Origin of the sequence: Bradyrhizobium tunisiense (assembly GCF_042263385.1) — a bacterium.
Lineage (GTDB): Bacteria > Pseudomonadota > Alphaproteobacteria > Rhizobiales > Xanthobacteraceae > Bradyrhizobium > Bradyrhizobium tunisiense.
In genome coordinates this window covers 1-24,303 of the sequence record NZ_JBHLEV010000009.1, presented here as the reverse complement: position 1 = coordinate 24,303, position 24,303 = coordinate 1, and the positions used below count along the sequence as shown (strand labels likewise).

Genomic DNA, 24,303 nt, shown 5'->3' with positions numbered 1-24,303 from the left:
ACATCGCTTTCGCGGTAAACCTGCAACGCTTGGCGAGGTAAGGCAAGCTGGCGGGAGCGGCTAGAATTGGGAGGGTTCATGAACTTCGCAGCAACAGTCGCCGGTGCCGCGCATGAGCCCACCCTTCAGTGCCCGCATTGCAGGAATGAGATCAAACTGACGGAGTCGCTCGCGGCTCCTCTACTCGAAGAAACGCGCCGGCGCTTCCAGGAGCAGCTGGCCAGTAAGGATACGGAGGTTGCCCGTAAGCTCGAAGCCTTGCGCGAAGAGCGTGAGCAACTCGCAAGGGCGCGCGAGCAGATTGAGGATCAGGTTGCCGACCGACTTTCTGTCGAACGAACTGTGCTCGTCGCCACGGAAGCGAAGAAAGCCCGGGAGGCAGCCGCTGCGGAAATGCAGGCCAAGGAGTCAGAGGCAAACGATCTCCGCCAGACCCTTGCGGCAAATAATGTGAAGCTCGCCGAAGCGCAACAAGCCCAGGCGGAGCTGATGCGCAGGCAACGCGCCCTCGACGAAGAGAAGCGCGAACTCGATCTCACAATTGAGAAGCGCGTCCAGTCCTCGATCGCCGAGATTCAGGCCAAGGCTCGCCTCGAAGCTGACGAAGCTGCCAGATTGCGCGTCCTGGAGAAAGATCAGACGATCGAATCCATGGCCCGCACGATCGAGGAACTGAAACGCAAAGCCGAGCAGGGCTCTCAGCAGTCACAGGGCGAGGTGCTTGAGCTCGAGCTCGAGGTACTATTGCGGGGACGTTTCCCGATGGATTTAGTCGAGCCTGTCGGCAAGGGCGAGCTAGGGGCTGATGTTGTACAACAAGTAAATGGGTCCATCGGCCAGGCTGCTGGCATCATCCTTTGGGAGTCCAAACGTACCAAAGCGTGGAGCGATGGCTGGTTGGCGAAGCTGCGCGACGACCAGCGACGTTGTGGGGCAGACGTTGCCCTTATCATCTCGCAGGCGCTTCCGAGACATATCGAGCACTTTGATTTGGTTGATGGGGTGTGGGTCGCTCATCCCCGCTATGCACTGCCGGTGGCCGTCGCGCTCCGCCAGACTCTCATCGAAGTAAGCGGATCTCGCGTGGCCCAGCAGGGGCAGCAAACCAAGATGGAGCAGGTCTACCAATATCTGACCGGGATCAAATTCCGCCAGAGGGTGGATGCTGTTGTGGAGAAGTTCAATGACATGCGCGAGGACCTTGACAAGGAGCGCAAGTTCATGGGGCGGCAGTGGGCGAAGCGCGAGACCCAGATACTCTCGGTGATCGAGTCTACCGTTGGTATGGTTGGCGACCTGCAGGCGATTGCGGGCAAGGCAATGCCGGATATCCCAAGCCTAGACATGCCGCTGCTGGAGAGTTCGACCGAACCGGAACAAAAAGCGAGCTGATTTAAGGATTTCCTTTGCCTTACGCCTGCTGTCCCGCGGCTGGTGCTACGGAACGCCTGCCATGGCGGGAATTTCCTCTACCTTGTCGCGGTTCTGCCTGACCCACAGCGATCGTGCCAGATTATCGGGAACTTGCTCCCTGAATTTTCCGACATTGATGTTGGCGACGAACAAAAACTCATGGAACTCTCGGGTTTTCCGACCTCGTTGCTTGGGTTGACGTTTTCATGCCACGTGATGGAGTACCCCTGCGGCCGCTGTCGGGACTACGAGAAGCATCTCGCGGATGACGTCTAACGTCCTGATTTCTAGCGATCGGGAGGCTTAGACTACCATCGCAGCAATTGGCTAAACGGCGGCCTCGATCGCGGTGGTAACTGCACTCTGTGTGGGACTGGCAAACTCCTCAGAGCCCATCATCATCTTGTAGTGACCGTGGTGTTCCGTCTTTTCGAAAATGCGTTGGAATACGTCGAGATAGCGAGCCACTACCTGGTCATCGACTGTGACATAGAGGTCATCGTGGGCGCTATGCGAACCGTCATTTACCCAGGAAAAGAGTGATGCGCACACCTGCTGGTCCTTGCCTTCGAACTTCGCGATGATCTCATTCGTGTCGACGTTGCCGAGGATCTTAAAATAGTTCTCGATGATGCGCCTGAGGGTATTTTGGATCGTTATATTCGAGCGGCTTGGGTTCCGGACCTCCGACCAGAGCAGTTCGTAGGATGTCTTGATGGGATTGTATTTATAGTTGACGATCCTGGAAACGCCGTCGACCTTGCGGACAATCCAAAAGGTCTCGTGCGTTCTGCTTTCCGCTCCTCGGTTAGGATCGAACGATACTTCCTTATGAAAGTAAATGTTGTGGGTCAGCAGAAAAGCTTGCTTGATCTGACCGGCACCCTCGCTGGCCTCCTTGAGCATGCGCTTGATCAAGGTGCTAACGATGAATAGAACATCGCTGTCCAGACTGGAAACCGGATCGTCGAACACGACGATCCGGTCGGCGGTCAGATCCGAATCCGACACGCTACCGTGCACCAGGTGATAGAAGTAGAGGAAGCAGACAAAGCTTTTCTCACCCTCGCTAAGCGTTGCGGCCGCGTTGCCGCCGCCGTGGCGAACGATTTCATACAGATGGTCGCGCTCACCTGTGGTTTTTAGCTTGAAGCCGGAAAAGCCAAATGATGCCAACAAAGCATTGATCGCGCTTACAGTGGGTTGGACGCTCGTGATTTTCTTTTCCAACTCGCGAAGTTCCGCCTTTGCGGTGGTTAGCTGACTGTCCTTCGCTGCGATGCCTTGCGTCAACCCTTGCACGGCCTTGTCCAGGGCCTCCTTGCCCGCTTGATACTTTCGGATGGCGGCGTTGTTTTCGTCAAGCAGGTACTTCCAGGTTTGGCAAACGAGTGCGCCGCGTTCAGTGGCAAGATTATCAACAAGGAGATTATGGTTCTTGATCAACGCATTTGCAGCAGCGATCTTAGTGATGATCGTCTCTGCGAGCGCAGCCAAGGGCTCCAGCGTCATGGGTGTGCTAGGCTCCCGCTTCTTGGCCTCCAATAGGCGTTTGTTCACCTCGATGCGGGCGTCGAATCTATCGACGTCTGCCCGCAGTAGCTCAGTATCAAGGTGGCGGCTCTGGAGTGAGATGATATCTTCAAGCCTCTTCGAAGTCTGTTCGGCAACGACCTCATAAGTCTCAACGGTGACAGCAATCGCGGTCATGTCCTTGAGGTAGCTTTCATCGAAATAAGCGTTCAGTCGCGCGGCGAGTTCGACTTCGACTTCCTGCTGACAGAAGGGACACTGAGAGCTGTGATCGAGATAGTGTAGCCCCTGCCTAACCCAGTCACTGTTACCAAGCCGATGAATAATCGTTGCGACATCCACATCGTCTTTGCCGACGACTTTTTTCGCGAGCACAGGTTGAGCCTCGATCGCCAGAAGATCTGATACTTCGATGAGGGGAATTGGAGCGTGTCGCTCCAGTCCTTTTTCAAATAGAGTTGCCGCCTTGCGCTTAAGCTCGTCGAGAGCGACAGCCGCGCTTGTATTGGTTGCTAACTCGGCAAGCACCTTGTCGCAGAACTTCGCCTGCGAGTTTCGAACACCCGTGAAGGCTTCCTTGAAGTGAGCATCGTGCTTGCTCTTGATTTTCCAACAATCGGCCTCGAAGTGAGTGCGCAGCATCAGCAGCTCATGCTGCTTGCCGGAGGAAGCATCCGCTGGGCCAAGCGTAGCCTTCAATTGAGCAATCCCGTCCTCAAGCTCTTTGACTTTGCCTCTGACTGTGTTGATCTTGTCGAGCGTGTCGCTGGCGATTTCGCCGAGTGTGAAAATGCCGGGAAGCTGCGCGGCGAAATTTCGTGTTACGAAGTCGCTGTTGTAGACACGCGGCTCGAGCGGCCGACCCCTGGTCCATGTCAACGCACTCGAGGGATAGGAATGGGGATCGTTAATAAGGCGCGAAATCGTTGTCTTGCCCACGCCGTTGCTGCCGAAAATGAAATTGATCTTTTTCAATGACGCGAGGGTCTCGCCTTCGTTCGAGTAGCTCGCACACCCGGCAATCTTGATCTCTTGAAGCACCTTCTTCCCCCCGATTACTTGCAGCCGTGTTCGACCGGCCGTTGGGGTGACAAGGATTTGTCACCGAATCGATCCGCAAGCATGAGGGAAAAGTTGTACAAGAAGCATTTATTCGCGCAATGCGCGCATTTCAGGTCGGTATTATTACGGATGGGGGCAAACCTGAGCGCCTGCTTGCCGGCTACTAGCTAGGTTCCACGGCGTTCGCGCTCCGCGTAACTTCCGGTGCAACAATCGCTCGGGTGCTGGCTAATCCGTCCGCTCTGCTGTTGAAACGCCAGAATGGCGAAGAGTGACAATTCTGCTGTGGAATAGTCGCAGTTATGGGACGGCCTCAACGGCGCCGCTTTGGCCAGCGGGGCGCCCAGATGGTACGGGGTTGTGAGTTCGGACTGATGCAGGCCCAAGGTTCTCCAAAAGAACAAGCCGCCCGAAGGCGGCCTGGGTAGCCGAGTGGTTGTTGTCGTTCCTCACGGGAATAGAAGCTAATGCGTTGGGCTGCTCGGTTTCATCATTTGGAGCATCGTGGCGCGCTAGCCGATGATCCTGCGCGCCTACAGGAAGGCGCGCAAGCTGAGATCATCGCGTTCGTAGTGATCATCGCTGCATTGGGCTTACAGCTCCCACGGATCTTCACCAGGGAGAGGATCGACAACTTTCACGGGAGGCCGACGTCTGGCGAAGTCGAAAGGGGCAGCTGCCGGGCCAGGCATGGCGCTGAGCTCCATGAGGAGCTGTGCCTGGAAATGTTCGCCCTTCTTGGCGCAAGATTGGCCTGCGTTCCACGACGCACCATCGTCCATCAAATCAGTTTCGATGAAGTGCCTTGGAGTTTCGCGGTCGCGCGCGCTATTCGTTCAACGCCTTCTGTCAGGGCTTCCAGTGAGGTCGCGATTGACAGTCTGAAGTAAGGTGAGAGGCCGTAAGCCGTGCCAGCTACCAGCGCCACGCCGGCGGTGTCGAGGAAGTAAAGCACCACATCGTTGTCAGTCTCGATCCGCTTGCCGTCCTTCGTGGTCTTGCCGATCAAGCCGGCGCAATTCACGAACAGGTAAAATGCGCCGTCCGGCGCCTGGCAGCTCAGACCAGGGATTGCGTTCAGGAGCGGCAGGATGGCGTCGCGCCGCTGCTTGTAGATGGCGACGCTTTCCGCGATGAAGGACTGATCACCGTTGAGCGCGGCGGCGGCCGCCGCCTGACTCACCGCGCAGCAGGTTCCGGCGGACTGCGACAACAACGTTTCAAGCGCGCCGATCAGAGCTCGCGGGCCGGCAACCCAGCCGATGCGCCAGCCGGTCATGGCATAGGTCTTGGACACGCCGTTGATGGCGAGGGTGCGGTCGCGCAGTTCGGGCGCGGCGTTCAGGAGATGTGGAGTTGGCTTGCCGTCGAAACGAATATGCTCGTAGATGTCGTCGGTCATGACCATCACGTGCGGATGCTTGACGAGCACGTCCGCGAGCGCGCGGTATTCGGCAGCGCTATAGCTGGCGCCGGTCGGATTGCTCGGCGAGTTGATCAGCAGCCAGCGCGTTTTGGGAGTGATGGCGGCTTCCAGCTGCTCGGGCGACAGCTTGAAGCCGTGGTTCTCGCCGCAGGCGATCGTCACCGGCGTGCCGTCGCAAGCCAGCACCATGTCCGGATAGGACACCCAGTACGGCGCCGGAATGATGACCTCGTCACCGACATCGACGGTCGCTGCGAGCGCGCTGTAGATCGCGCTCTTGGCGCCGTTGGTCACGATGATCTCGTCGACGCCGTAGCTCAGCGCGTTTTCGCGCTTGAGCTTGGCTGCAATCGCCTCCCGCAATTCCTGCGTTCCCCGCATCGAGGTGTAGCGGGTCGCGCCATGGTCCATCGCGTATGCGGCCGCCTTACGGATGTGGGCTGGCGTGTCGAAATCCGGCTCGCCGACCACCAGGCTCACGATCTGCTTGCCATGTCGCCGTAGCTCATTGGCCCGATCCGCGGCCACGGTGCTCGGTGATGGCTTGATGCGTCTGATGCGCCCTGCGAGGTTGTAGGAGTTCACGGCAAGTATCCCTTGATGTCGAGGCTGAAGTCGAAAGGTCTAGTCCTGCCCGGAAGCCGTGGCCAAGATGACTTCGATCTCCCTCGATAAGAACCTCTTATGGCTGGCGCAGAAATCGACTAGACTTCGGCGCGCGGTGGTCAGCGGAACGGGAGAGTCGACGTGAACTTGAGGCGCCTGCAGTACTTCGTGAAGATTGTCGACATCGGCAGTCTGACGCAGGCCGCGGATATCCTTCACGTGGCGCAACCCGCACTCAGCCAGCAATTGGCGACGTTGGAAGGCGAGGTACGTCAGCAGCTATTATTGCGCACCAAACGTGGGGTGGTGCCAACCGAAGCCGGAAAGGTTCTCTACCGGCATGCCCAGCTCATCTTGCGGCAATGGGACCAGGCCAACGCCGATATGAAGGCAGCGGGGCAAGGCCTGTCCGGGGCTGTATCAGTCGGGCTCGCGCCGGGAACGGCTGCGGCGCGCCTGTCGTTGCCGCTTCTGCGCACTGCGCGGGCGCGTCATCCCGGCATCCTGCTTTATCTGAACGAGACCTATGGCACGACGCTGTCGGAACTGGTGATGAATGGGCGGATGGATATTGCAGTACTCTATGGCGGCCAGACCGCCGTGCATGGATTGACCTTCCTTCCGCTGTTCAAGGAGCAATTTTATCTGGTGGGCCCCGACAGCATGGTCGCGTCCCCCAGCGAGGTGCCACTGCACGCGATCGCTGACCTGGATCTCTACCTCCCGCGGCCCTACAACGTTGTGCGAAGGATGGTGAACGAGGCATTCTCCGGACTCGGGATGACGCCGCGCGTGGTCGCGGAAATCGAATCGGCCGGAACGCTGTCGGCCGTCATCGCCAGCGGTCTTGGCGCAACGATCCTGCCGGAATCCATGGCGCGTGAGGTCGCCAGATCCTCCAACGCCTGGCTGTCTCGCATCATCCAGCCGACCATTGAAGCCCCCTTGGCGCTCTGCCAGTCGGATCATTTGCCGCTGTCCGAGCCGGCTTCGGCGATCAAGGAAATCCTCCTGGAACTCGTCGCGAGCCTGTCGTGACACGATTCGCGCGTGTAGCGCGGATGCGAGCCCGGGGACATAAGCACCCCTTATCGGGTCAAATACATTCCGTCTTGGTGTGCATCCGCGTCGCGCGTTAGCCTTTGTGTATGTTCGATACTCTTGACTCCGATCGGTAGGCGCCGATGGACCTCGCGCAGATCAAGGCGTTCATTGACGCGATGGCGTCGTCCGACCTTGCTGAGCTCGAGGCGAGCAAGGACGGCTGGACGCTTCGGCTGGTGCGGAATGGCGTGCGAAGCCAATCCGTAGCCCCGGTTGTGGCCCCGGACCGATCGCGGTCTCATCCGACCGCGCCGATAGAAACGCACCCGACAGCGCCGGAGATCTGTGCGCCGCTTTCCGGCATCGTCTATCTGCGCCCCGGCCCGGACCAGCCGCCCTATGTCGAAGTTGGTCAGGCGATCACGGCCGGCATGGCGATCTGTGTCATCGAGGCGATGAAGACGTTCATTGAAGTCCGCGCCGAGCTGGACGGGGTCGTCGAAGCGATCCTCGTCGCTCCCGGAACCCTCGTCGAGGCAGGTCAGCCGCTGATGCGCACCGTCTGAGGCACCCATGTTCGAGTCCGTTCTGATCGCAAACCGCGGTGAGATTGCGCTTCGTATCCAGCGGGCCTGTCGGAGCCTCGGCCTGCGCACCATCGTTGTCTATTCCGAAGCCGATCGCGATGCGCCCTATGTCGAACGCGCGGATGTGGCGGTCTGCATCGGTCCTGCTGCGGCGACGTATAGCTATCTCGATCAGGCCGCCATCTTGCTCGCGGCCAAGGCGACGGGTGCTGAAGCCATTCACCCCGGATACGGATTTCTGGCCGAGAACGCCCTATTCGCCGAGCGCGTCACCGAGGCTGGGTTGACCTTCATCGGTCCTTCCGCCGCCTGCATTCGGACCATGGGCGACAAGGTCGCCGCCAAGAAGGCGATGCGCGCGGCGGGCGTACCCTGCGTTCCCGGCCCCGATGCAGCCTTGCCGGATGATCAAGAGGCCGTTCGCCGCCTCGTTCATGAGATCGGCTATCCCGTCATCGTCAAAGCCGCAGGCGGAGGTGGTGGGCGAGGGATGCGGATCGTCACCGAGCAGGCGGCGCTGCTCGATGCACTCGCGGTCACCCGCGAGGAAGCGCGACGCGCCTTCGACAACGGCGAAGTCTATATTGAAAAATTCCTGACCCATCCCCGGCACGTCGAAATCCAGGTGCTCGCCGATGGGCATGGTCAGGCGCTTTGGCTCGGCAGCCGGGACTGCTCGCTCCAGCGCCGCCACCAGAAGGTCATCGAAGAGGCGCCCGCGCCGGGTATTGCGGATGCGCTCATTGCCGAGATCGGCGAGCGCTGCGCGCGGGCCTGCCAGCAGATCCAGTATCAGGGGCTCGGTACCTTCGAGTTCCTGTTCGAGGACGGTGCATTCTATTTCATCGAAATGAACACGCGGCTGCAGGTCGAGCATCCCGTCACCGAGATGACGGCCGGGCTCGACATCGTCCAGCAGCAGATACGCGTCGCGCGCGGGGAACGACTGGCGATGACGCAGGCGGATATTGGCTGCCGCGGACATGCCTTCGAGTGCCGGATCAATGCCGAGAACCCGGATAGCTTCGCGCCGTCACCGGGCCGCATCACCGGCTGGGAGCTGCCGGGCGGCTACGGCGTGCGCGTGGACAGCCACGCCGGCGCCGGCTACACGGTCTCGCCGCACTACGATTCCATGATCGCAAAGCTGATCGTCCATGGCGATGATCGTGCTGATGCGCTGGCGCGCCTGCGGCTCGCGCTCGATGAAATGAGCGTGTCGGGAATTTCCACCAATTTGCCGCTGCATCGCCGCATCGCCTCGGACCCGGCATTCAGCTCCGGGGCTGTCGACATCCACTATCTCGAACGTCGCCTGCGCGAGGGAGCACTTCGCGCATGAGCACCGATGAGCCCCGCATCAGCCTGCTTGGAACGAGCGCCTTGTTGTTCGATGCGCCAGGTCCGACGGAGCTCGACACGCAGCGGCGGATCTGGGCGCTGGCCGAGGAAGCCGGGCAATGGCCTGAAATTCGCGAGGCCGTGCCGGGCATGAACAACGTCATGCTCAGCTTCAAGCGGCCGCCCAGCTCGCTTGCGTCGATCGAAGCGAGGCTAATATCGGCCTGGGCCAGCGCCTCGGCGCTCAAGCTGGAAGGCCGGTTGATCGAGCTACCTGTTGTCTATGGCGGCGAGGGCGGACCGCATGTCGCCGACGTCGTCGCGCATACGGGCTTGAGCCTCGACGACATTGCCGAAATCCACAGTGCGTCGATCTATCACGTCTATGCGCTCGGCAGTCATCCCGGCTATTGCTATCTCGGCGGCATGGATCAGCGGATCGCGACACCGCGCCGCAAGATCCCCACGCTGAGGATTCCGGGAGGCGCGGTCTCAATCGGCGGCGGTCAGACCGGCGTGTCTGCATCGCCCGGGCCGAGCGGCTGGAATACGATCGGGACCACCGAAATGCGCTTCTTTGACCCGGCCAGCGACCCGCCGGCGCTGCTGCGTCCCGGTGACAGCATCCGCTTTCGCATCGCGGCGGTGATCCGATGATTGAGATCATCGCCACCGGCGGGCTTGCGACAATTCAGGATCTTGGCCGCAGGGGGGCGCTCAAATGGGGCGTCGGTACCTCAGGGGCCATGGATGACCTTGCAGTCGCGGCCGGCAACATCCTGCTCGGCAATCCCGACAATGCGGCGGCGATCGAGGTGCAGATTTTTCCGTTTCGGATCCGCTTTCAGGAGGACACGGCGTTCGCCGTGACGGGAGCAGATTGCGACGGAAGGCTCGATGATCTGGCGATTCTGCCATGGTGCGTACACCATGCCGGCGCCGGACAGGTGCTTCATCTGGGACTTCCCAGGCGCGACGGCTGGGCGGCGAGCCGCGCCTATCTTTGCGTTGCCGGCGGTGTCGATGTGCCATCGGTGCTGGGGTCGCGCAGCACGCAGTTGCGTGGTGAATTTGGTGGTTTGGAGGGCCGCGCCCTTCGCACAGGCGACAAGATTGCGACCGGACCATTTCGGGCAGCGGATGCACGCGTGGGCCTCAATCCGCCAGCGCTCGCGATGCCGCTGATGGTGGATGGCGTGCCAGCCGTACGGGTGCTTCGCGCCGCCGAATATGAGGCCTATACGCCGCAGGCCCAGGCAAGTCTGTGGATCGAGCCGTGGCGGATTTCGCCGCAAAGCGATCGCTACGGGTTCCGGCTCGAGGGTACCCCGTTGATGCCCAAGGTGCCGCTCGAATTGCGCTCGCACGGGATCGTGCCGGGAGTGATCCAGGTGCCGCATGGCGGTCAGCCCATCGTCCAGATGCGCGATGCCCAGCCATCCGGCGGCTATCCCAAGATCGGAACCGTTATCGAGGCCGACTTGTGGCGCCTCGGGCAGGCGCCGATTGGCGGCCGCGTTCGCTTTGTCGAGGTGACCTGGGATGACGCTGTCGCGGCCCAGGATGCGAACGAGCGTTGGCTTGCCGAAGCGCGGCGCCTTGTTGGTCTTTTCCGTGCACGGCGGGGAGGGCGATGATGCCGTTCCAGCATGTTGACCAGCTCTCGTCGTGGCTTGCCGAAGCGGGCATCGACTACCTCGAGCTGAGTGGCCCAGGCCGCGAACTGCGTCTCGGGCGCGCCTTCCAGCCGGGGCTTCAAGCAAAGGCCACGGTCGCCACGCCCGCGGTCAGTCACGCCGTGCGGACGCCGATGGTGGGGACCCTGCTGCATAGCCATCCGATGCGGCGCGTTCCGCTCGCGCCCTGTGGAAGTCTGGTTCGCGCCGGCCAGGCGATCGCGCTATTGCAAGTTGGCGCGCTGCTGGTTCCGATCGATGCACCCTGTGACGGGGTCGTCGTGGAGGTGGTAGCAGAGGAGGGCGCGCTCGTCGGGTTTGGCGCCGAGATCGCCCGACTTTCAGACATCGCGAGCGAGGCCTGACCATGAACATCGACCTCAATGCCGATCTTGCCGAGGGCTATGGGCCCTGGCGCATGGGCGACGACACCGCGCTCCTGGACGTGCTGTCGTCGGCCAACTTGGCTTGTGGATTTCATGCCGGCGATCCGCTGATCATGCAGCGCACAGTCGAGCTCGCCATGGCGCGCGGCGTCGACATTGGCGCCCATGTCGGCTTCCCCGATCGCCAGGGCTTTGGCCGCCGCGTCATGCAGATCGATATCACCGAACTCGCCGCGATCGTGACCTATCAGCTTGGAGCGCTCAACGGGATCTGCCGCGCGCGTGGCGCGCGCATGACGCATATGAGCTTTCACGGCGCGCTCGGTAATATGGCCGCAGTAGATCACGCGCTCGCGAGCGCCTTGGTGCGGGCGGTTGCAACCTTCGATCCGAAACTGATCCTGCTCACCTCGGCAAGCCGCGCCATGGAAGCGGCCGCCAGGGATTGCGGCTCGCGGGCCGCGATAACCTTCCTGGCGGATCGCGCCTATGACGACGATGGCCTCTTGGTGTCGCGCAAGCTTGCCGGATCGGTGATCCACGACCGTGCCCAAGTGCTTGAACGGGTCAAGCGCATCCTCCGCCAGGGCGAAGTTGTGACCCATAGCGGCAACACGCTGGCGATGCGACCCGCGAGCATCCTGTTGCACGGCGATACCGACGGCGCCGTCGATCTGGCGAGAGCCATCCGCGAAGAGGTGGTGGCCAGCGGCGCCAGCATCGTGCCCATTTCGCGGCAAGGGTGCCGCTGAGATGGGCATGCCCGGACATAAGGCAGCCTTATCGCGCCACAGATATTCCGTCTTAGCCGGGGTGGCGGCGGGGGGATAACGTAGGCCATCGAGCTCAAGGACAGCCCATGCCGTTCTCCGATTATCGCAAGGCCCTCGTCACCGGCGCCTCTTCCGGTATCGGCGCCGCTGTCGTCGAACGATTGCGCCGCGAGGGCCTGGAAGTGCACGCGCTGGCGCGCGGCGCATACGCGCTCGACGAGCTGGCACGACGGACCGGCTGCGTCGCACACGCGCTCGATGTGACGGATCTCGTTGCCGTAACGAAGCTTGCCAAGGAGGTCGAGTTCGACATTCTCGTCAACAATGCCGGCGTCGATCGGCCGAAGCCGTTTCTGAAGGCCGACGCCGAGGACATCGACCTCATCGTCGACGTGAATCTGCGCGCAGTCTTGCATCTTTGTCGCCTGATCGTGCCCGGCATGGCTGCACGCGACCGTGGCCACATCATCAACGTCAGCTCGATTGCCGGTGCCTATAATTTTGGGGGAAACTCCTCGTACCACGCGACCAAGGCCGGCATCAGCATGCTGTCGAGCCAGCTCCGCATCGACCTGTTCGGCCGCCGCGTTCGCGTCACGGAGATCTGCCCCGGCCGCGTCGCCACCGACATCTTTGCGCATGTGCACGGCGCCTCGAAGGAAACCTACGAACGCTTCATTGAAGGCTACGAGCTGCCCGAAGCGAAGGACATCGCGGACGCCATCGCGTTTGCGATTGCCGCGCCCATTGCCGTCAATGTCGGATACATGGAAATCACCCCGACGCTTCAGGTCCCCGGCGGACTGTCGACCGCGAAGGGCGCCGCGTCCGCCGCCGAGCCGAGCCGCTGAGTCCCCACAATGAGCAGCCTCGATCTCTCAGCGATCCTGCTCAAGCCCGAATACAGCCGGATGCTGCTCGACGGATTCGAGATGACGCTCGTGGTGGCAATCGGCTCGTGGCTGCTCGCGATGAGCCTCGGCCTCGTGCTGCTCGTTATTCGGCTGGCACCGAGCCGGATCGCGGACCGCGCGGTGGCCGTCTACATCTCCTATCACCAGAACGTGCCCACACTCGTGCAGCTGATGCTGTGGTACTTCGGCATCTCGAGCCTGCTTCCACTTGCGCTTCAGGACTGGATCAGCGTGCACAACGGTGAAGCAATCTTCGCCGTGATCGGGCTCGGCCTGTGCCAGGCGGCCTATTTCAGCGAGGATTTGCGCTCCGGCCTGCGGTCGGTGGCAGCCGGGCAGATGGAGGCGGCCAAGGCGCTCGGGCACGGCTACATCAGCGCGATGCGCTATGTGATGATGCCGCAGGCGGTGCGCAACGCGCTGCCGCCGCTTATCAACCATACGGTTTCCCTGTTCAAGAACAGCAGCCTTGCGGTCGCGATCGGCGTCACCGAATTGATGCATGCGGTGAAGGAGGTCGAAAACCAGAGCTTCCGCACCTTCGAAACCTATCTGATCGCGACGCTAGTCTATCTCGCTTGTTCGCTGCTGCTGATGGCGGTTGGCGCTTGGCTGAGCCGCCGGTCGAGTCCGGTGGGAGCCACCTGACGCATGCTGATCAATATCTACCAGATCGTCACGGACAACTGGCTGCTCCTGCTGGTCGGACAATTTCCGAATGGCCCGCTCGGGGGCATCGCTGCGACGCTGATGCTGTCGATTCTCGGCATCGGTCTGGCCTTTCCGCTGAGCATTCTGGTGGCGCTCGCCCGGATTTCTCCCTGGCCTATCTTGAACTGGCCTGCCACGGCGCTCGTCTATGTCATGCGCGGCGTGCCGCTCTTGATGATTATCTTCTGGGTCTACTTTTTGCTGCCGCTGCTGATCGGACGTATCGTGCCCGGCTTTGTGGCGATGGTCTGCACACTGGTCGTCTACGAGGCGGCATTTCTGAGCGAGATCGTTCGTGCCGGCATTCAGGCTCTCCCCAGGGGACAGACGGATGCGGCGCGCGCACTTGGCCATAGTCACATTTCGGCGATGCGCTACGTCATCCTGCCGCAGGCGCTCTACAACATGATCCCGAGCCTCCTCAGCCAGTTCGTAGCCACCATCAAGGAAACGACGCTCGCCTACGTCATAAACGTTCCCGAGCTGACGTTCGCCGCCAGTCAGATCAATAATCAGCTCCTGACCAAGCCGTTCGAGGTCTTCTTCATTCTTGCCATCATCTATTTCGCTGTCTGCTGGACGCTGACACAGCTTACCAACTGGCTGGAGCGCCGTATCGCGGCAAAGCGTGCGGGGGGCGGCGCTTCCGAACTGCTTGTGGTTAATGGCGTCGCTGTGATCAAGCCCGAGACCGTTCAGGAGGTCCGTCAATGATCGAGTTCTGCAACGTCAACAAGTGGTATGGTAGCTATCGGGCGCTTGCCGACATCAACGCCGAGGTGAAGCGCGGCGAGGTCGTGGTCGTGTGCGGTCCGTCCGGCTCGGGCAAGTCGACCCTGATCCGAACCGTCAATCGGCTCGAGGAAATTCAGTCCGGCGAGCTCATGTTCGACGGCCAGAATGTCCACGCCAGGATGAGCGGTGCCCAGCTGAACCGCTTGCGCAGTCATATCGGCTTCGTGTTCCAGAGCTTCAACCTGTTCCCGCACCTGTCCGTCCTCGACAACATCATGTTGTCGCCGATGAAGATCAAAGGTGTCGATCGCACCAAAGCCCATGACAAGGCAATGCAGCTCTTGGATCGCGTCGGTCTCGCCTCGAAGGCGTCGGCGCACCCGGCGCAGCTATCGGGCGGTCAGCAGCAGCGCGTCGCGATTGCGCGAGCGCTGGCGATGGAGCCTCCGGCGATGCTGTTCGACGAGCCGACCAGCGCGCTCGATCCGGAAATGGTCGGCGAGGTTCTCGCAGTCATGCGCAGCCTAGCCAACGAAGGAATGACCATGATGTGCGTGACTCATGAGATGGGTTTCGCGCGCGAGGTGGCCGACCGCGTCTGGTTCATGGACGCGGGGCGTATCGTCGAGATTGCGACGCCGGACAAGTTCTTCGGCAATCCGGAACATCCCCGCGCCAAGCGCTTCCTGTCCGACCTGCGCACGCGCCACTAGTTTCATCATCGATTTGTTGGAGGAGAACCACATGCATTCGACCACTCCGTTACTGACAGCCGCTCTCGTTGCCGCAAGCCTTGCGGGGGCCAGTGCGGCAGCGCGAGCCGATCAGCTCCAGGACATCATGCAGCGCAAGGAGCTGCGTTGCGGGACGTTCGCCGATGTGCCGCCATTTGCCGCGCCGGATCCCAAGACGCGCGAGATGGTCGGGTTCGACGTCGATCTGTGCGGCGCCATCGCCAAGCGGCTCGGCGTGACCGCCAGGATCACGCCGCTGTCGGTCGAGGCGCGTGTCCCCGAGGTCAAGCTCGGGCACGTCGACATTGCGGTCGCCAACCTGGCCTACACGTTAAGTCGCGCCGAGCAGATCCAGTTTAGTGATCCCTACTACATCGCCAAGGAAATGCTGGCGGTGAGGGCGACCGACCCCGGCAAGATCAAAGACGATTTCAAGGGCAAGCGGCTGGCCTCCACCAAGGGTTCGACGTCGGAATTGTCGATCAAGCTCAACGGCTCCGATCCCCTCGTGTTTCAGGACACCGGATCCGTCTTCATGGCGGTCCAGCAGAACAAGGCAGCGGGAATGGTCGCCAACACGATGACCATCGTGAAGTTGGTCGCCGAATCGAAGAAGGGCGGCGTCGAGCTCAAGATGATCGAAGACCCGATGCTGCTCGAACCGATCGGTGTTGGGATGAAGAAGGATGAGCCCGCGCTGCTCGCCAAGATCAATGAGACGCTTGTCGCGATGGACGGCGCCGGCGAGATCAATCAACTCTGGAACAAGTGGCTCGGTCCGGACACCGAATACCGTCTGACGCGGACGGAGCAGGTCGTTCCGTTCAGCCAGCTGAAGTTCACGCCGATACCGTGACGTGCCGCTTACGCCGCAATAGCCAACCTGGGTGGCGGTCTCCGCCATCCGGGCCGAACCAATATCCACCAACGGAACAACGGAAACGACACAATGGTTCACGTCATTCGATCGTTCGAGCGGCCCGATCCGGCTGCCGTCAAGGACATTTCGCAATATGCGCCGTCGACGCTGCATGAAGCGCAGGGGCGCACGGGCGCTTTGACCTCGCGCATCAAGCCGATCTATTCGGGGATGCGCGCCTGCGGGCCGGCACTGACCGTCAGCTGCCATCCGAGCGACAATCTCATGCTCATTACGGCGATCAGCCTTGCCCAGCCCGGTGATGTGCTGGTGGTCAGTGCGGCGGATCACCCGGAGCAGGGAGGATTCGGCGAGGTGTTGACGACGGCCTGCATGGCGAAGGGCATCGTGGGTCTCGTAACTGATGCCGGCGTGCGCGATGGCTTGGCGATCCGCAAGCGCGGCTTCAACGTCTTCTGCTATGGCTTGTCCATGAAGGGCACGGTCAAAGAGACGCTCGGCACGATCAACCAGCCGATCGTAATCGGCGGCATTGTCGTCAATCCGGGCGATCTCGTCAGCGCAGACGACGATGGCGTGGTCGTCGTGCCCAAGAACAACATTGCGGCGGTCTCGAAGGCCTCTGCCGAGCGAGAGGCCAAGGAAGCCCGGATGATGGCGGCGCTGGAAGCGAAGGGGAATATCCTCGAACTTTCAGGAATGGACAAAGTCCTTGCCGCCAAGAATTGCACCTACGGCTGATTCGAAAAGCAGACATCGAAAAAGGGGCCGCCGGGGTTGCGGCTCGTATGAGCTGTCGTTGGTTGCCTCACATTCTGGCGAGAGCTGCTTCCTTATTTGGAAACGGCCGCCGATCTGTTGCTGAATCGCCTTTTTGGCATTTTTTCCAAATGCGCTTGAAATCGTTGAGCAATCAAACGGATTGTGGGTCCACCAGACGGAGGTTCGATCCCTCCCGCCCCAACCACCGAAACATCCCAAAACGTCTGAGTTTTTGCGAGTTTCTACGAGAAATTAAGGAATTTCGCAGAAAGCGCGTTCGCAAAAATCTGCTTTTGTTTTCAATGATTCCCAAGGTCTATCGAAGGCTCCACCCAGCATGGACGCAGCATGGAGGTTACGACCAGATAGCTGCGAGCGCGCCGCTAGAGCTTGGCGACCAACTTTCTTATTTCATTCAGTATCTGCTCAAAGGTCGGCTTGCCCGCGTAGTAGAGCGCGCCACTGCGCTCGTAGGCGTCCGAGTACAGCGTACGCGTCTTTGCTTCGCTTAAGATGAAAGCCTCGTTCTCAGCAATGTTCTGATTGTCTTCCTTGCGGAAGCGCGCCTGCTTGTGGGCTCTGTAGGCATCAGTGCCAATAAACTTCTGAACCTCGGGTCGTCGGAGCAACTGGTAGATATCGTAGTAGTGGCGCATGAATCCGACCGGATCGCTACCGTCGGCCTGCTGCTTGCGGAATTTCGTCGAGACCGTTTGCAGCTTTTCGACGAATGTATAACCGGGGTCGTAGCAAGGAACCGCTTTGGCACGGTTGTCGATGACGTCCACATTGCTCGCAACGGCCCGGTCGTAAAGCCAGGAACTAATGTCCTTTGGCGCGTTCGGGGCCACGGTGTCGAAGCCGACCTCGAGAAGAACGCCTTCGCGCAGACCTTCCATGGCCTCCACGACCGTTGTGTAGTTCAGCTTGATGCCAGAGCTCCGATAGTTCGGCACATCATCGAACTCGGTGTCCCGTTCGACCTGTGTTACGCCGTCGATCTTGACCGTCTGCGTCAGCCAATCGTAGAAGTCGGACCGTGTCTTGATTTGGGCTGCGCTGTTCTGATTCTTGCCCGTTTTCACATCCCGGTCCTTCGGAGGCTCGATCAGGATATCGATATCCTCCGAAAACCGGTTGATGATCTGATGTCCCTTGGAAAGGGACGTGCCCCCCTTGAGCTGGAATATGAAGCCAAGCTGCTGGAGCCCATAGAGGCAATGCATGATCCAGTAGTCTTTTTCGACCAGGGCTGGATCAATGGCCTTTTCTTCCGCCACAATCCGGATCAGATCTGCGAATTGCGGATGATTGTGAAGGAAATCAGCCGGCATGCAGTTCGCTCGGCTTTAACGCCCGGTCGAAGAACTTCCTTGTGCGTTCGTTTCCGTATTCGCGCACCGCGTGGCGCAAGCGGCGAGGGTCGGACGATGTCGCACGCTGCGCAACCCGCTTGAGAACTTCGTCCTTGGCTTCCGCAAGCTGATCGACGTTGTTGACGAGGTCGACAAGCAGAAACTCCTTGGTCAGCGACTTCGGGAAGCGCGGCTTCATCCGGAAGGCAAACTTGCGATTGCCGAGCTGAAACTCTCCATGGCGCTTGTGATTGTAGACGACCGTCTTGTCATAAAGCTGCGTCGTTCCCACGCCGAGGCTGTTGTAGGCATTGGGCGATGCCAGCAGAAAGTTATCTTCCTTTAGAAAGGCACCCACGACATCCTTGTCGGAAGCAGGAGCCGGGCCGAATGCCGTTTCCTTCGGATAGACATAGAGCCCGCCCGAAAGCTTCTTGAGCGTGCCCTGCTCAACCAGCTGCTTGAGATGCCGATCGACAGATCTCGACCAATGGGCCAAATCAGCGCGCCGATAGGCGTGGCCCGGCTTCAGGTGACGTTTGAGTTCCTCGAGCTTGCTCACAACCAGCAATATAGTCCAAGCGAGCCCAGTTTGCAAGTTTCCTTATTGAAAATACATGCAACACTGCATGTAAACCATTAGAAAACCGAGGCTTCTTGATATACGTCTCGCCCAGATGCTCCGGAGCGATTCGAGCATCAAGCCGTCGCATCTCTAAACCTACTAACGTGTAAATGTCCTCTTGATTCACGTTGCAAAGCGCAGAGTCGGGCCGCCGATTGCCTATAAGAGGAATGCTGCTCAAGATGCGCAGGGTCGCGGATCATTCAAAACCGAAGATGTTCCGTTTCGATATGGCACCAGCACGCAGATAATAAACCAACGTCACGATCTACTGGTGTTCGCCTTCGGCGAGCGAAAGCCGGACGTTGGCGAAATACCAAGTCCCTTGAATGAGATTGATAACAATCTCCCGCCGCGCGATCCCAATCTGATTGAGTTCATCGGGCGGCGAGAATACCTCGTAACGCTTTGGAACTGGTTGGCTGATGCAAGAAACCCAGTCAAACTACTGACGGCGCTCGGCGGAGCCGGCAAGGCACCCCCGACGAGCCGAACATAGGTCGTGACAATCGCATTGATCTTGTAGTCATCGTCGGTTTCCCAAAAATCATCCAATGGGACGGGAAGTCGCGCCCGTATTTGGTGAGCTCGGGAATATCGAAGTTTGCGGTCATGGTATGCGGTCCGCAGTTTCGCTGATCCTCTATTCCGCTTCGTCGTCAACTTGCGATGTCAACTTGAGCAGTCGGCGCTAGTCTAGCACGCCGTATCGAACGTAGTGCGGATAGCTTCGGATCCCTTTGAGGTCCGGCCCGCACAGAGGCCGCCATGCGACCGCGGATAGGAGGCAACCCTCCAGCTCGAATGGTCCGTAGCAAGCGGCACCAACGGATCAGCCGGTTTGTTTTGGCATCGACATCGAGAGCGGGCATCGCAGATCGATTTTTGATGTGTGCCCCTGTTGTGCCCCAACTTTTATCGGGCACATCTTACGGGAATCTAGCCTGCAAGCCGTTGAATTTGATGATATAATGGTGGGCGCACAAGGGATCGAACCTTGGACCTCTCCCGTGTGAAGGGAACGCTCTCCCGCTGAGCTATGCGCCCGGGACCATCATGCAGACGGCCGGACCTGTTCGGCCGGCCGGCGCATCGGAGCCCGCGATTTAGAAGTGCGGGCTTGAGGTGTCAAGTTTCCAGGCGCCGCGGGGCCGGAAAACCTTGGCCCCGTCACGCAATTGGCGGCGGGGGGCCAGATTTCCGGCCGCTTACGCGCCTTGCTGGCGGGCGCGGGAGGCGTGGGCCTGTAGCGCCCGGATGCGCTCGGCGAGCGTTCCACCGCCCTCGGGCAGGCTCGCGGCAGGTGCGGCCTTGGTGGCGGCGTCGTTGGCCGGGCGCGGCGCCGGCTTCGGCGGCTGGCCGGCCTCGGCCGCGAGCAGCGCCTCGATCGGCGAGTTCGGGCCTTCGAGCTGCATCGCGAGCTTTGCCACCTCGGCGGCGATATCGTTGATGCGCTCGCGCAGCAGCGCGTTCTCCATCCGCTCGGTCGCCCAGGAGCTCTCGGCCTGCTGCTGGATCGCGTTGAGGTCGCGCTGCAGTTTAGCGCGCTCGTCGCGCGCGGTGCGGAGCTGCTCCTCCAGCGCGGTCTTTTCCGCGCGCAGCGCCTCCATGGCCGCCGACGATTTGCCGCCGCTGAGGCCGGCCATCTCGACGCGCAGCTCTTTGATGGTGCGCTCGTTGGTCTCATTGGCCTGGCGGAGCTGGTTGTTCTCGTAGTCGCGCTCGGCGAGCAGCTTGCCCTGCGTGGCGAGGCGGCCCTCGAGATCGGCGACGCGACCGGACAGCATCTCGGCCTCTTTCACCTGTCCGATCAGCTGGCGATCGAGCTCGGTGACGCGCTGGCTCAGATTCTCGACCCGGCCGCGGGCTTCGGCGAGTTCGCGCGAGGCGGTCTCGGATTCAGTCTGCTCCAGCGCGAGGCGCGCTTGCGTGGCGGCAAACTCCTTCTCGGCATCGCCGACGCGGTTCTTCAACTCCTCGATCTGCGCGCGCACCGCAACCAGCTCGACCTGGCGGCTTTCCGCCATCATCGAGCGGTCGGAGAGCTCATTGTTGATCTTGGCGAGTTCGGCCTGCTTGTCGGCCAGCGCGATCTCGGCTTCGCGCAACGCTTGCGTTTTGGCGTTGAATTCCTCTTCGGTGGCGCGGAGCTGCTCCTTCACCGCTTTCTCGCGCGCTTCGAGTGCGAAGATCGTGGCGTTCTTCTCGCCGAGCTCGATCTTCATGCGGTTGATGGCGTCGCTCTTCTTGCCGAGCTCGGCGAGCTGGCTCGTGGTCTTGTTCTTGAGCTGCTCGACGCTCATCTCGAGCCGCCGCGCCGACATGGCGAATTCGGCGCGGAGCTGGTCCTTGTCGGCCTGGATCTCCGCCATCGACAGCGGCGTTGCGGCTTCCAGCCGGCGCGTGGTCAGGCGCACGGCGCGGTTATGCACCAGAGGTACGATCGCGAGCCCGCACAGCATCGAGAGCAGGAAACCGATCGCCAGGTACATGATCGGTTCGACCATGGGCCAGAACTCCCAAGCTTAAGGAAAAATTCACCAACGACCATGCCATGGCGGCCCGGCAAAAAGCCAGCCCCGGCCTGTCGTTAACCTTGATCCGTAGCCGGATGGGAGAAGAGAACCCTAGAACGGGTTCCAGGTCGCGCGCGGGGTATATTTGAGATAGCCGATATTGGCGCCCAGCCGTAAGCCCAAGCCCGAGCGGATCGGCACCAGCACGATGTTGTTGGCGGTGAGCGCCGTCATGCCGAAGCCGCCGATGATATAGGCCGAGCCGTCGAGGCCGGCGAAGCGCTGGTAGATCGCATTGGTGGCGGGCAGGTTGTAGACCAGCGTCATGGTGCGCGCGCCGTCGCCGCCCCAGTCGAAGCCGAGTGAGGGGCCCTGCCAGTAGACGCGCAGGTCCCCGGCGTTCTTGGTGTAGAGCGTTCCTTCGCCGTAGCGCAGGCCGGCGACGAAGGCGCCGGACCCTTCCTCACCCAGGATATAGCCGTTGGGCAGGCCCCATTGGCTGATCGCCTTCTCGATGATCGAGGCGAGCCCGCGCGAGACGTTGCCGAAGAAACGGTGGCCGGCGCCGACGAGCTCGTCCGGCCCGTAGGTGCTGGGCGTCGGGGTCCGCTGCGGCGGGGGCAAATTGGGCGGCGGCGCCTGCTGGGCGGAGGCCGGCACGATCCAGCCCACCATCGCGACGAGCGCGAGCGCAGCAAGGCGTGATGCGAAAGTCATAAAAGAACCCCTGGTACCGAAACCGGTCGCTTCCTTAACCTGACGCCAACAGGCGCGGCCCTAGGTTGCGCCGGATGTCCCCTCGACTCGGATGTTATCCGCAGCAACTATGACGGCACAACGGCAGGAAGATAGCCCTTTGCGCCCCGGAATTGCCTTGATCGGCCTCCTCCTTTGCCTGCTGTCGGGCATATGGATCATCGGCTCGGGGTTGCCGGCCAAGGCCGCAACGACGGAGCGCGTCGTCGTCAACCGCTTCAGCGGCGTTGCCATCGAGGGCTTCGATCCCGTCGCTTATTTCGTGGACGGCAGAGCGGTGCAGGGGACGCCCGAGTTCGAGGCCAACCTCTGGGGCGCGGTCTGGCGCTTCCGCAACGAGGGCAACCGCGCCTCCTTCCTGGCCCATCCTGAAATCTATGGGCCGCAATTCGGCGGCTACGATCCCGCCGATATCGCCCGCGGCGTCACTATCGCCGGCAATCCCCGTTTCTTCGCGATCGTGGCCCAGCGGCTGTATTTGTTCAGCCGGGAAACCAATCGCGATGCCTTCGCCGCCGACCCCGAGCGGTTCCTCTATGAGGTGGGCAAGCGCTGGCCGGCGCTCTGGGAACAGCTCAGTCAGTAGCGGCCTACCGCCTCAGGAGTTCTGCCTGCGGGTCGCCCCAGGCGATGAAGTCCGGGATGATGAAGCCGGTGCCGCTGCGCTGGCCGAAGCGGAGCTCGCCACCGTTGCCGTCAGTCACCCTGCCGCCGGCCGCCGTCACGACCGCAGCGCCGGCCGCGACGTCCCATTCACAAGTGGGCCCGAAGCGGGGGTAGATGTCGGCGCTGCCTTCCGCGATCCGGCCGAATTTCACGGCCGAGCCGACCGTCCGTCTCACGGCATTGGGCCTGTCGTCGATGAACGCCTCGCTCCTGGGATCGCCATGCGAACGGCTCACCGCCGCGATCCAGGGCTCTCCGCGGGCCGGCAGCTTGCGGGTGTGGATCGGCTCGGCCGTGCCGATGGTGGCGCCGTCAAACTTCACGCGCTCGGCGCCTCGGCCGACGGTGCCGCGCCACAGCAGGCCGAGCGCGGGCGCGCTGACGATGCCCAGCAGCGGCACGCCCGATGTCACGAGGGCGAGGTTGACGGTGAACTCGTCGCGACCGGCGACGAACTCCTTGGTTCCGTCGAGCGGATCGATCAGGAAGAAGCTGCCCTCGAACGGCGGGGAGGCGAATTGGGTCCGCTCTTCCGACAGCGTCGGGACGTCCCCTGCGAGCTGGGCCAGGCCCTCCGCGATGACGCGGTCGGCGGCAAGGTCGGCCTCGGTCACCGGCGAGCCGTCCTGCTTGCCGTCGACCCGCATCGCCGCGCGGTTGACGGCAAGGATCGCCTCGCCCGCCTTCACCACCAGCGCCGTCAGCGGCTCCATCAGGCCGGATGCGGCCGCGCCGTCGATGATCCGCTTCACCTGGATGCCTCAATCATCGGCAATTCGTTCCCCTCGACTGATTCGTCCCGATCGATTCGACTTGGCTTTTGACCGCCTCGGCGTGATCGCAAGCTAGCTGCCGCGGGCTGGCGAATGTTAGAACCCGCAGCATCCGTCAAGCATGCGTGATTCGCGGCGTCCAGTGCCGTGCAATTCCAGGAACCCTCCAGGACCCCTTATATGTCTGACGCCTCGTCGCCCGCGACCGCTACTGCTCCCGATATGCTCGAACTCGCCGCGCTCTTGTGCTCGCGGGTCTGCCACGATCTCATCAGCCCCGTCGGCGCCATCGTCAACGGGCTCGAGGTGCTCGACGATGATCCCAAGCCCGAAGACCGCGAGTTCGCGCTCGACCTGATCCGCAAGAGCGCCAAGACCGCTTCCGCCCGGCTCCAGTTCTGCCGTCTCGCCTTCGGCGCGGCCGGCTCCTCCGGCGCGCAGATCGATCTCGGCGACGCCCAGACCATGGCGAAGGGCCACATCGAGGATGGCAAGTGCTCGATCACCTGGAATCTGCCGCGGCTGTTGATGCCGAAGAACCGCGTCAAGCTTCTGCTCAACATGCTGGTCGTCGCCCAGCATACGATCCCGCGCGGCGGCATGCTGACGATCGATCCGATCGGCGAGGGCGAGACGATGAGCTTTCGCATCACCGCGACCGGCCATAACGCGCGCCTGCCGCAGAACATCTCCGAGCTGCTGAGCGGTGAGCGCGGGCCTGCCGCGGATGCGCATGCGATCCAGCCTTATTATACGCGGCTGCTGGCAGAGGCTTGCGGGCTCACCGTGAAGCTTGCGCCGGAAGGCGAAGCCATCACCGTTACCGCTTCGTAAACAAGCGCGTCGCGCCCGGCCTCTTAATTGATTCTTTACGAGGCGCTTCGGCTTGTCCGGAGCGCCTTATCTCTTTGTTGGTTCCGTTCTTTTGCACATACTCAACCAATATTAAACGCTTTGCGGTGAAGCTGGCCCCATTCCGAGATGGCGCATCACACTTCGTGCGCGCCCTTCCTGTATGAAGGCCTGTTT

General features: G+C 61.4%; 24 protein-coding genes and 1 tRNA gene. 17 read left to right on the top strand and 8 right to left on the bottom strand.

Features of this window, described 5'->3' with window-relative positions; genetic code table 11:
* Positions 1-78 precede the first annotated feature (78 nt).
* Positions 79-1,392: a DUF2130 domain-containing protein gene (locus ACFDR6_RS29560; protein WP_375860427.1), complete on the top strand. Its 1,314-nt coding sequence runs from the start codon at positions 79-81 to the stop codon at positions 1,390-1,392.
* A 348-nt stretch (positions 1,393-1,740) separates the two neighbouring features.
* Here the strand turns inward: ACFDR6_RS29560 and ACFDR6_RS29555 are convergent, their stop codons facing one another.
* Both ACFDR6_RS29555 and ACFDR6_RS29550 read right to left on the bottom strand, forming a co-directional pair.
* Positions 1,741-3,987: an AAA family ATPase gene (locus tag ACFDR6_RS29555; protein ID WP_375860426.1), complete on the bottom strand. Its 2,247-nt coding sequence runs from the start codon at positions 3,985-3,987 to the stop codon at positions 1,741-1,743.
* An 802-nt stretch (positions 3,988-4,789) separates the two neighbouring features.
* Positions 4,790-6,019: an aspartate transaminase gene (locus ACFDR6_RS29550; protein ID WP_375860425.1), complete on the bottom strand. Its 1,230-nt coding sequence runs from the start codon at positions 6,017-6,019 to the stop codon at positions 4,790-4,792.
* A gap of 162 nt (positions 6,020-6,181) precedes the next feature.
* On the opposite strand from ACFDR6_RS29550, the gene nac reads away from it, so the two are divergent.
* The 13 genes from nac (at position 6,182) to ACFDR6_RS29485 (ending at position 16,562) form a co-directional block, all read left to right on the top strand.
* Positions 6,182-7,078 (top strand): nitrogen assimilation transcriptional regulator NAC, encoded by an 897-nt coding sequence (gene nac / locus ACFDR6_RS29545; RefSeq protein ID WP_375860424.1) that lies wholly within the window; start codon positions 6,182-6,184, stop codon positions 7,076-7,078.
* Between the two features lie 146 nt (positions 7,079-7,224).
* The gene (locus tag ACFDR6_RS29540; protein ID WP_375860423.1) at positions 7,225-7,650 is read left to right on the top strand and encodes an acetyl-CoA carboxylase biotin carboxyl carrier protein; all 426 of its coding nucleotides are present in this window, start codon (positions 7,225-7,227) and stop codon (positions 7,648-7,650) included.
* A 7-nt stretch (positions 7,651-7,657) separates the two neighbouring features.
* Positions 7,658-9,013 (top strand): acetyl-CoA carboxylase biotin carboxylase subunit, encoded by a 1,356-nt coding sequence (gene accC, locus ACFDR6_RS29535; protein ID WP_375860422.1) that lies wholly within the window; start codon positions 7,658-7,660, stop codon positions 9,011-9,013.
* On the top strand, positions 9,010-9,669 hold the full coding sequence (pxpB, locus tag ACFDR6_RS29530; protein ID WP_375860420.1) for a 5-oxoprolinase subunit PxpB: 660 nt from the start codon (positions 9,010-9,012) through the stop codon (positions 9,667-9,669). The genes accC and pxpB overlap by 4 nt, the downstream gene beginning before the upstream one ends.
* On the top strand, positions 9,666-10,649 hold the full coding sequence (locus ACFDR6_RS29525; protein ID WP_375860419.1) for a 5-oxoprolinase subunit C family protein: 984 nt from the start codon (positions 9,666-9,668) through the stop codon (positions 10,647-10,649). Before pxpB ends, ACFDR6_RS29525 begins: the two co-directional genes overlap by 4 nt.
* Positions 10,649-11,053 carry a biotin/lipoyl-containing protein gene (locus ACFDR6_RS29520; protein WP_375860418.1) on the top strand — a complete coding sequence of 135 codons (405 nt, stop codon included), beginning with the start codon at positions 10,649-10,651 and terminating at the stop codon, positions 11,051-11,053. The genes ACFDR6_RS29525 and ACFDR6_RS29520 overlap by 1 nt, the downstream gene beginning before the upstream one ends.
* A gap of 2 nt (positions 11,054-11,055) precedes the next feature.
* On the top strand, positions 11,056-11,826 hold the full coding sequence (locus ACFDR6_RS29515; protein WP_375860417.1) for a LamB/YcsF family protein: 771 nt from the start codon (positions 11,056-11,058) through the stop codon (positions 11,824-11,826).
* Positions 11,827-11,933: 107 nt separating this feature from the next.
* Positions 11,934-12,698 carry an SDR family oxidoreductase gene (locus tag ACFDR6_RS29510; RefSeq protein WP_375860416.1) on the top strand — a complete coding sequence of 255 codons (765 nt, stop codon included), beginning with the start codon at positions 11,934-11,936 and terminating at the stop codon, positions 12,696-12,698.
* A gap of 9 nt (positions 12,699-12,707) precedes the next feature.
* Positions 12,708-13,409 carry an amino acid ABC transporter permease gene (locus tag ACFDR6_RS29505; RefSeq protein ID WP_375860415.1) on the top strand — a complete coding sequence of 234 codons (702 nt, stop codon included), beginning with the start codon at positions 12,708-12,710 and terminating at the stop codon, positions 13,407-13,409.
* 3 nt (positions 13,410-13,412) lie between these two features.
* The gene (locus tag ACFDR6_RS29500) at positions 13,413-14,186 is read left to right on the top strand and encodes an amino acid ABC transporter permease (protein WP_375860414.1); all 774 of its coding nucleotides are present in this window, start codon (positions 13,413-13,415) and stop codon (positions 14,184-14,186) included.
* The gene (locus ACFDR6_RS29495; protein WP_375860412.1) at positions 14,183-14,920 is read left to right on the top strand and encodes an amino acid ABC transporter ATP-binding protein; all 738 of its coding nucleotides are present in this window, start codon (positions 14,183-14,185) and stop codon (positions 14,918-14,920) included. The genes ACFDR6_RS29500 and ACFDR6_RS29495 overlap by 4 nt, the downstream gene beginning before the upstream one ends.
* Positions 14,921-14,951: 31 nt before the next feature.
* Positions 14,952-15,797 carry an ABC transporter substrate-binding protein gene (locus ACFDR6_RS29490; protein WP_375860411.1) on the top strand — a complete coding sequence of 282 codons (846 nt, stop codon included), beginning with the start codon at positions 14,952-14,954 and terminating at the stop codon, positions 15,795-15,797.
* A 93-nt stretch (positions 15,798-15,890) separates the two neighbouring features.
* Positions 15,891-16,562: a 4-carboxy-4-hydroxy-2-oxoadipate aldolase/oxaloacetate decarboxylase gene (locus ACFDR6_RS29485; RefSeq protein ID WP_375860410.1), complete on the top strand. Its 672-nt coding sequence runs from the start codon at positions 15,891-15,893 to the stop codon at positions 16,560-16,562.
* A gap of 404 nt (positions 16,563-16,966) precedes the next feature.
* Here ACFDR6_RS29485 and ACFDR6_RS29480 read toward each other — a convergent pair whose 3' ends face one another.
* Together ACFDR6_RS29480 and ACFDR6_RS29475 are read right to left on the bottom strand one after the other, a co-directional pair.
* Positions 16,967-17,917, bottom strand: coding sequence for a nucleotidyl transferase AbiEii/AbiGii toxin family protein (locus tag ACFDR6_RS29480; RefSeq protein ID WP_375860409.1), 951 nt, complete (start codon positions 17,915-17,917; stop codon positions 16,967-16,969).
* Positions 17,907-18,500 (bottom strand): DUF6088 family protein, encoded by a 594-nt coding sequence (locus tag ACFDR6_RS29475; RefSeq protein WP_375860408.1) that lies wholly within the window; start codon positions 18,498-18,500, stop codon positions 17,907-17,909. The genes ACFDR6_RS29480 and ACFDR6_RS29475 overlap by 11 nt, the downstream gene beginning before the upstream one ends.
* Positions 18,501-18,681: 181 nt before the next feature.
* Between ACFDR6_RS29475 and ACFDR6_RS29470 the strand changes: the two genes are divergently transcribed.
* On the top strand, positions 18,682-19,062 hold the full coding sequence (locus ACFDR6_RS29470) for a hypothetical protein (protein WP_375860407.1): 381 nt from the start codon (positions 18,682-18,684) through the stop codon (positions 19,060-19,062).
* A gap of 473 nt (positions 19,063-19,535) precedes the next feature.
* Here the strand turns inward: ACFDR6_RS29470 and ACFDR6_RS29465 are convergent.
* The 3 genes from ACFDR6_RS29465 to ACFDR6_RS29455 form a co-directional block, all read right to left on the bottom strand.
* Positions 19,536-19,610 (bottom strand) — tRNA-Val (locus ACFDR6_RS29465).
* Between the two features lie 161 nt (positions 19,611-19,771).
* A complete protein-coding gene (locus tag ACFDR6_RS29460; protein ID WP_375860406.1) occupies positions 19,772-21,070 on the bottom strand; it encodes a coiled-coil domain-containing protein in 1,299 nt (432 codons plus the stop codon).
* Positions 21,071-21,190: 120 nt separating this feature from the next.
* The gene (locus ACFDR6_RS29455) at positions 21,191-21,796 is read right to left on the bottom strand and encodes a DUF1134 domain-containing protein (protein WP_212088922.1); all 606 of its coding nucleotides are present in this window, start codon (positions 21,794-21,796) and stop codon (positions 21,191-21,193) included.
* Positions 21,797-21,935: 139 nt separating this feature from the next.
* Between ACFDR6_RS29455 and ACFDR6_RS29450 the strand changes: the two genes are divergently transcribed.
* Entirely contained in the window at positions 21,936-22,421 is a 486-nt protein-coding gene (locus ACFDR6_RS29450; protein WP_375860405.1) for a YHS domain-containing (seleno)protein, read from the top strand.
* 4 nt (positions 22,422-22,425) lie between these two features.
* Here ACFDR6_RS29450 and ACFDR6_RS29445 read toward each other — a convergent pair whose 3' ends face one another.
* Positions 22,426-23,253 (bottom strand): 3'(2'),5'-bisphosphate nucleotidase CysQ family protein, encoded by an 828-nt coding sequence (locus tag ACFDR6_RS29445; protein ID WP_375860404.1) that lies wholly within the window; start codon positions 23,251-23,253, stop codon positions 22,426-22,428.
* 201 nt (positions 23,254-23,454) lie between these two features.
* Between ACFDR6_RS29445 and chpT the strand changes: the two genes are divergently transcribed.
* A complete protein-coding gene (chpT, locus tag ACFDR6_RS29440; protein WP_212088926.1) occupies positions 23,455-24,108 on the top strand; it encodes a histidine phosphotransferase ChpT in 654 nt (217 codons plus the stop codon).
* The last annotated feature ends 195 nt before the right edge of the window (positions 24,109-24,303 follow it).

Excerpts from the sequence above, each read along its gene's own strand:
- ACFDR6_RS29560 (WP_375860427.1), top strand. The coding sequence starts at position 79 with ATGAACTTCGCAGCAACAGTCGCCGGTGCCGCGCATGAGCCCACCCTT.
- ACFDR6_RS29540 (WP_375860423.1), top strand. The coding sequence starts at position 7,225 with ATGGACCTCGCGCAGATCAAGGCGTTCATTGACGCGATGGCGTCGTCC.
- accC (WP_375860422.1), top strand. The coding sequence starts at position 7,658 with ATGTTCGAGTCCGTTCTGATCGCAAACCGCGGTGAGATTGCGCTTCGT.
- pxpB (WP_375860420.1), top strand. The coding sequence starts at position 9,010 with ATGAGCACCGATGAGCCCCGCATCAGCCTGCTTGGAACGAGCGCCTTG.
- ACFDR6_RS29525 (WP_375860419.1), top strand. The coding sequence starts at position 9,666 with ATGATTGAGATCATCGCCACCGGCGGGCTTGCGACAATTCAGGATCTT.
- ACFDR6_RS29520 (WP_375860418.1), top strand. The coding sequence starts at position 10,649 with ATGCCGTTCCAGCATGTTGACCAGCTCTCGTCGTGGCTTGCCGAAGCG.
- ACFDR6_RS29515 (WP_375860417.1), top strand. The coding sequence starts at position 11,056 with ATGAACATCGACCTCAATGCCGATCTTGCCGAGGGCTATGGGCCCTGG.
- ACFDR6_RS29510 (WP_375860416.1), top strand. The coding sequence starts at position 11,934 with ATGCCGTTCTCCGATTATCGCAAGGCCCTCGTCACCGGCGCCTCTTCC.
- ACFDR6_RS29505 (WP_375860415.1), top strand. The coding sequence starts at position 12,708 with ATGAGCAGCCTCGATCTCTCAGCGATCCTGCTCAAGCCCGAATACAGC.
- ACFDR6_RS29500 (WP_375860414.1), top strand. The coding sequence starts at position 13,413 with ATGCTGATCAATATCTACCAGATCGTCACGGACAACTGGCTGCTCCTG.
- ACFDR6_RS29495 (WP_375860412.1), top strand. The coding sequence starts at position 14,183 with ATGATCGAGTTCTGCAACGTCAACAAGTGGTATGGTAGCTATCGGGCG.
- ACFDR6_RS29490 (WP_375860411.1), top strand. The coding sequence starts at position 14,952 with ATGCATTCGACCACTCCGTTACTGACAGCCGCTCTCGTTGCCGCAAGC.
- ACFDR6_RS29485 (WP_375860410.1), top strand. The coding sequence starts at position 15,891 with ATGGTTCACGTCATTCGATCGTTCGAGCGGCCCGATCCGGCTGCCGTC.
- ACFDR6_RS29480 (WP_375860409.1), bottom strand. The coding sequence starts at position 17,917 with ATGCCGGCTGATTTCCTTCACAATCATCCGCAATTCGCAGATCTGATC.
- ACFDR6_RS29460 (WP_375860406.1), bottom strand. The coding sequence starts at position 21,070 with ATGGTCGAACCGATCATGTACCTGGCGATCGGTTTCCTGCTCTCGATG.
- ACFDR6_RS29455 (WP_212088922.1), bottom strand. The coding sequence starts at position 21,796 with ATGACTTTCGCATCACGCCTTGCTGCGCTCGCGCTCGTCGCGATGGTG.
- chpT (WP_212088926.1), top strand. The coding sequence starts at position 23,455 with ATGTCTGACGCCTCGTCGCCCGCGACCGCTACTGCTCCCGATATGCTC.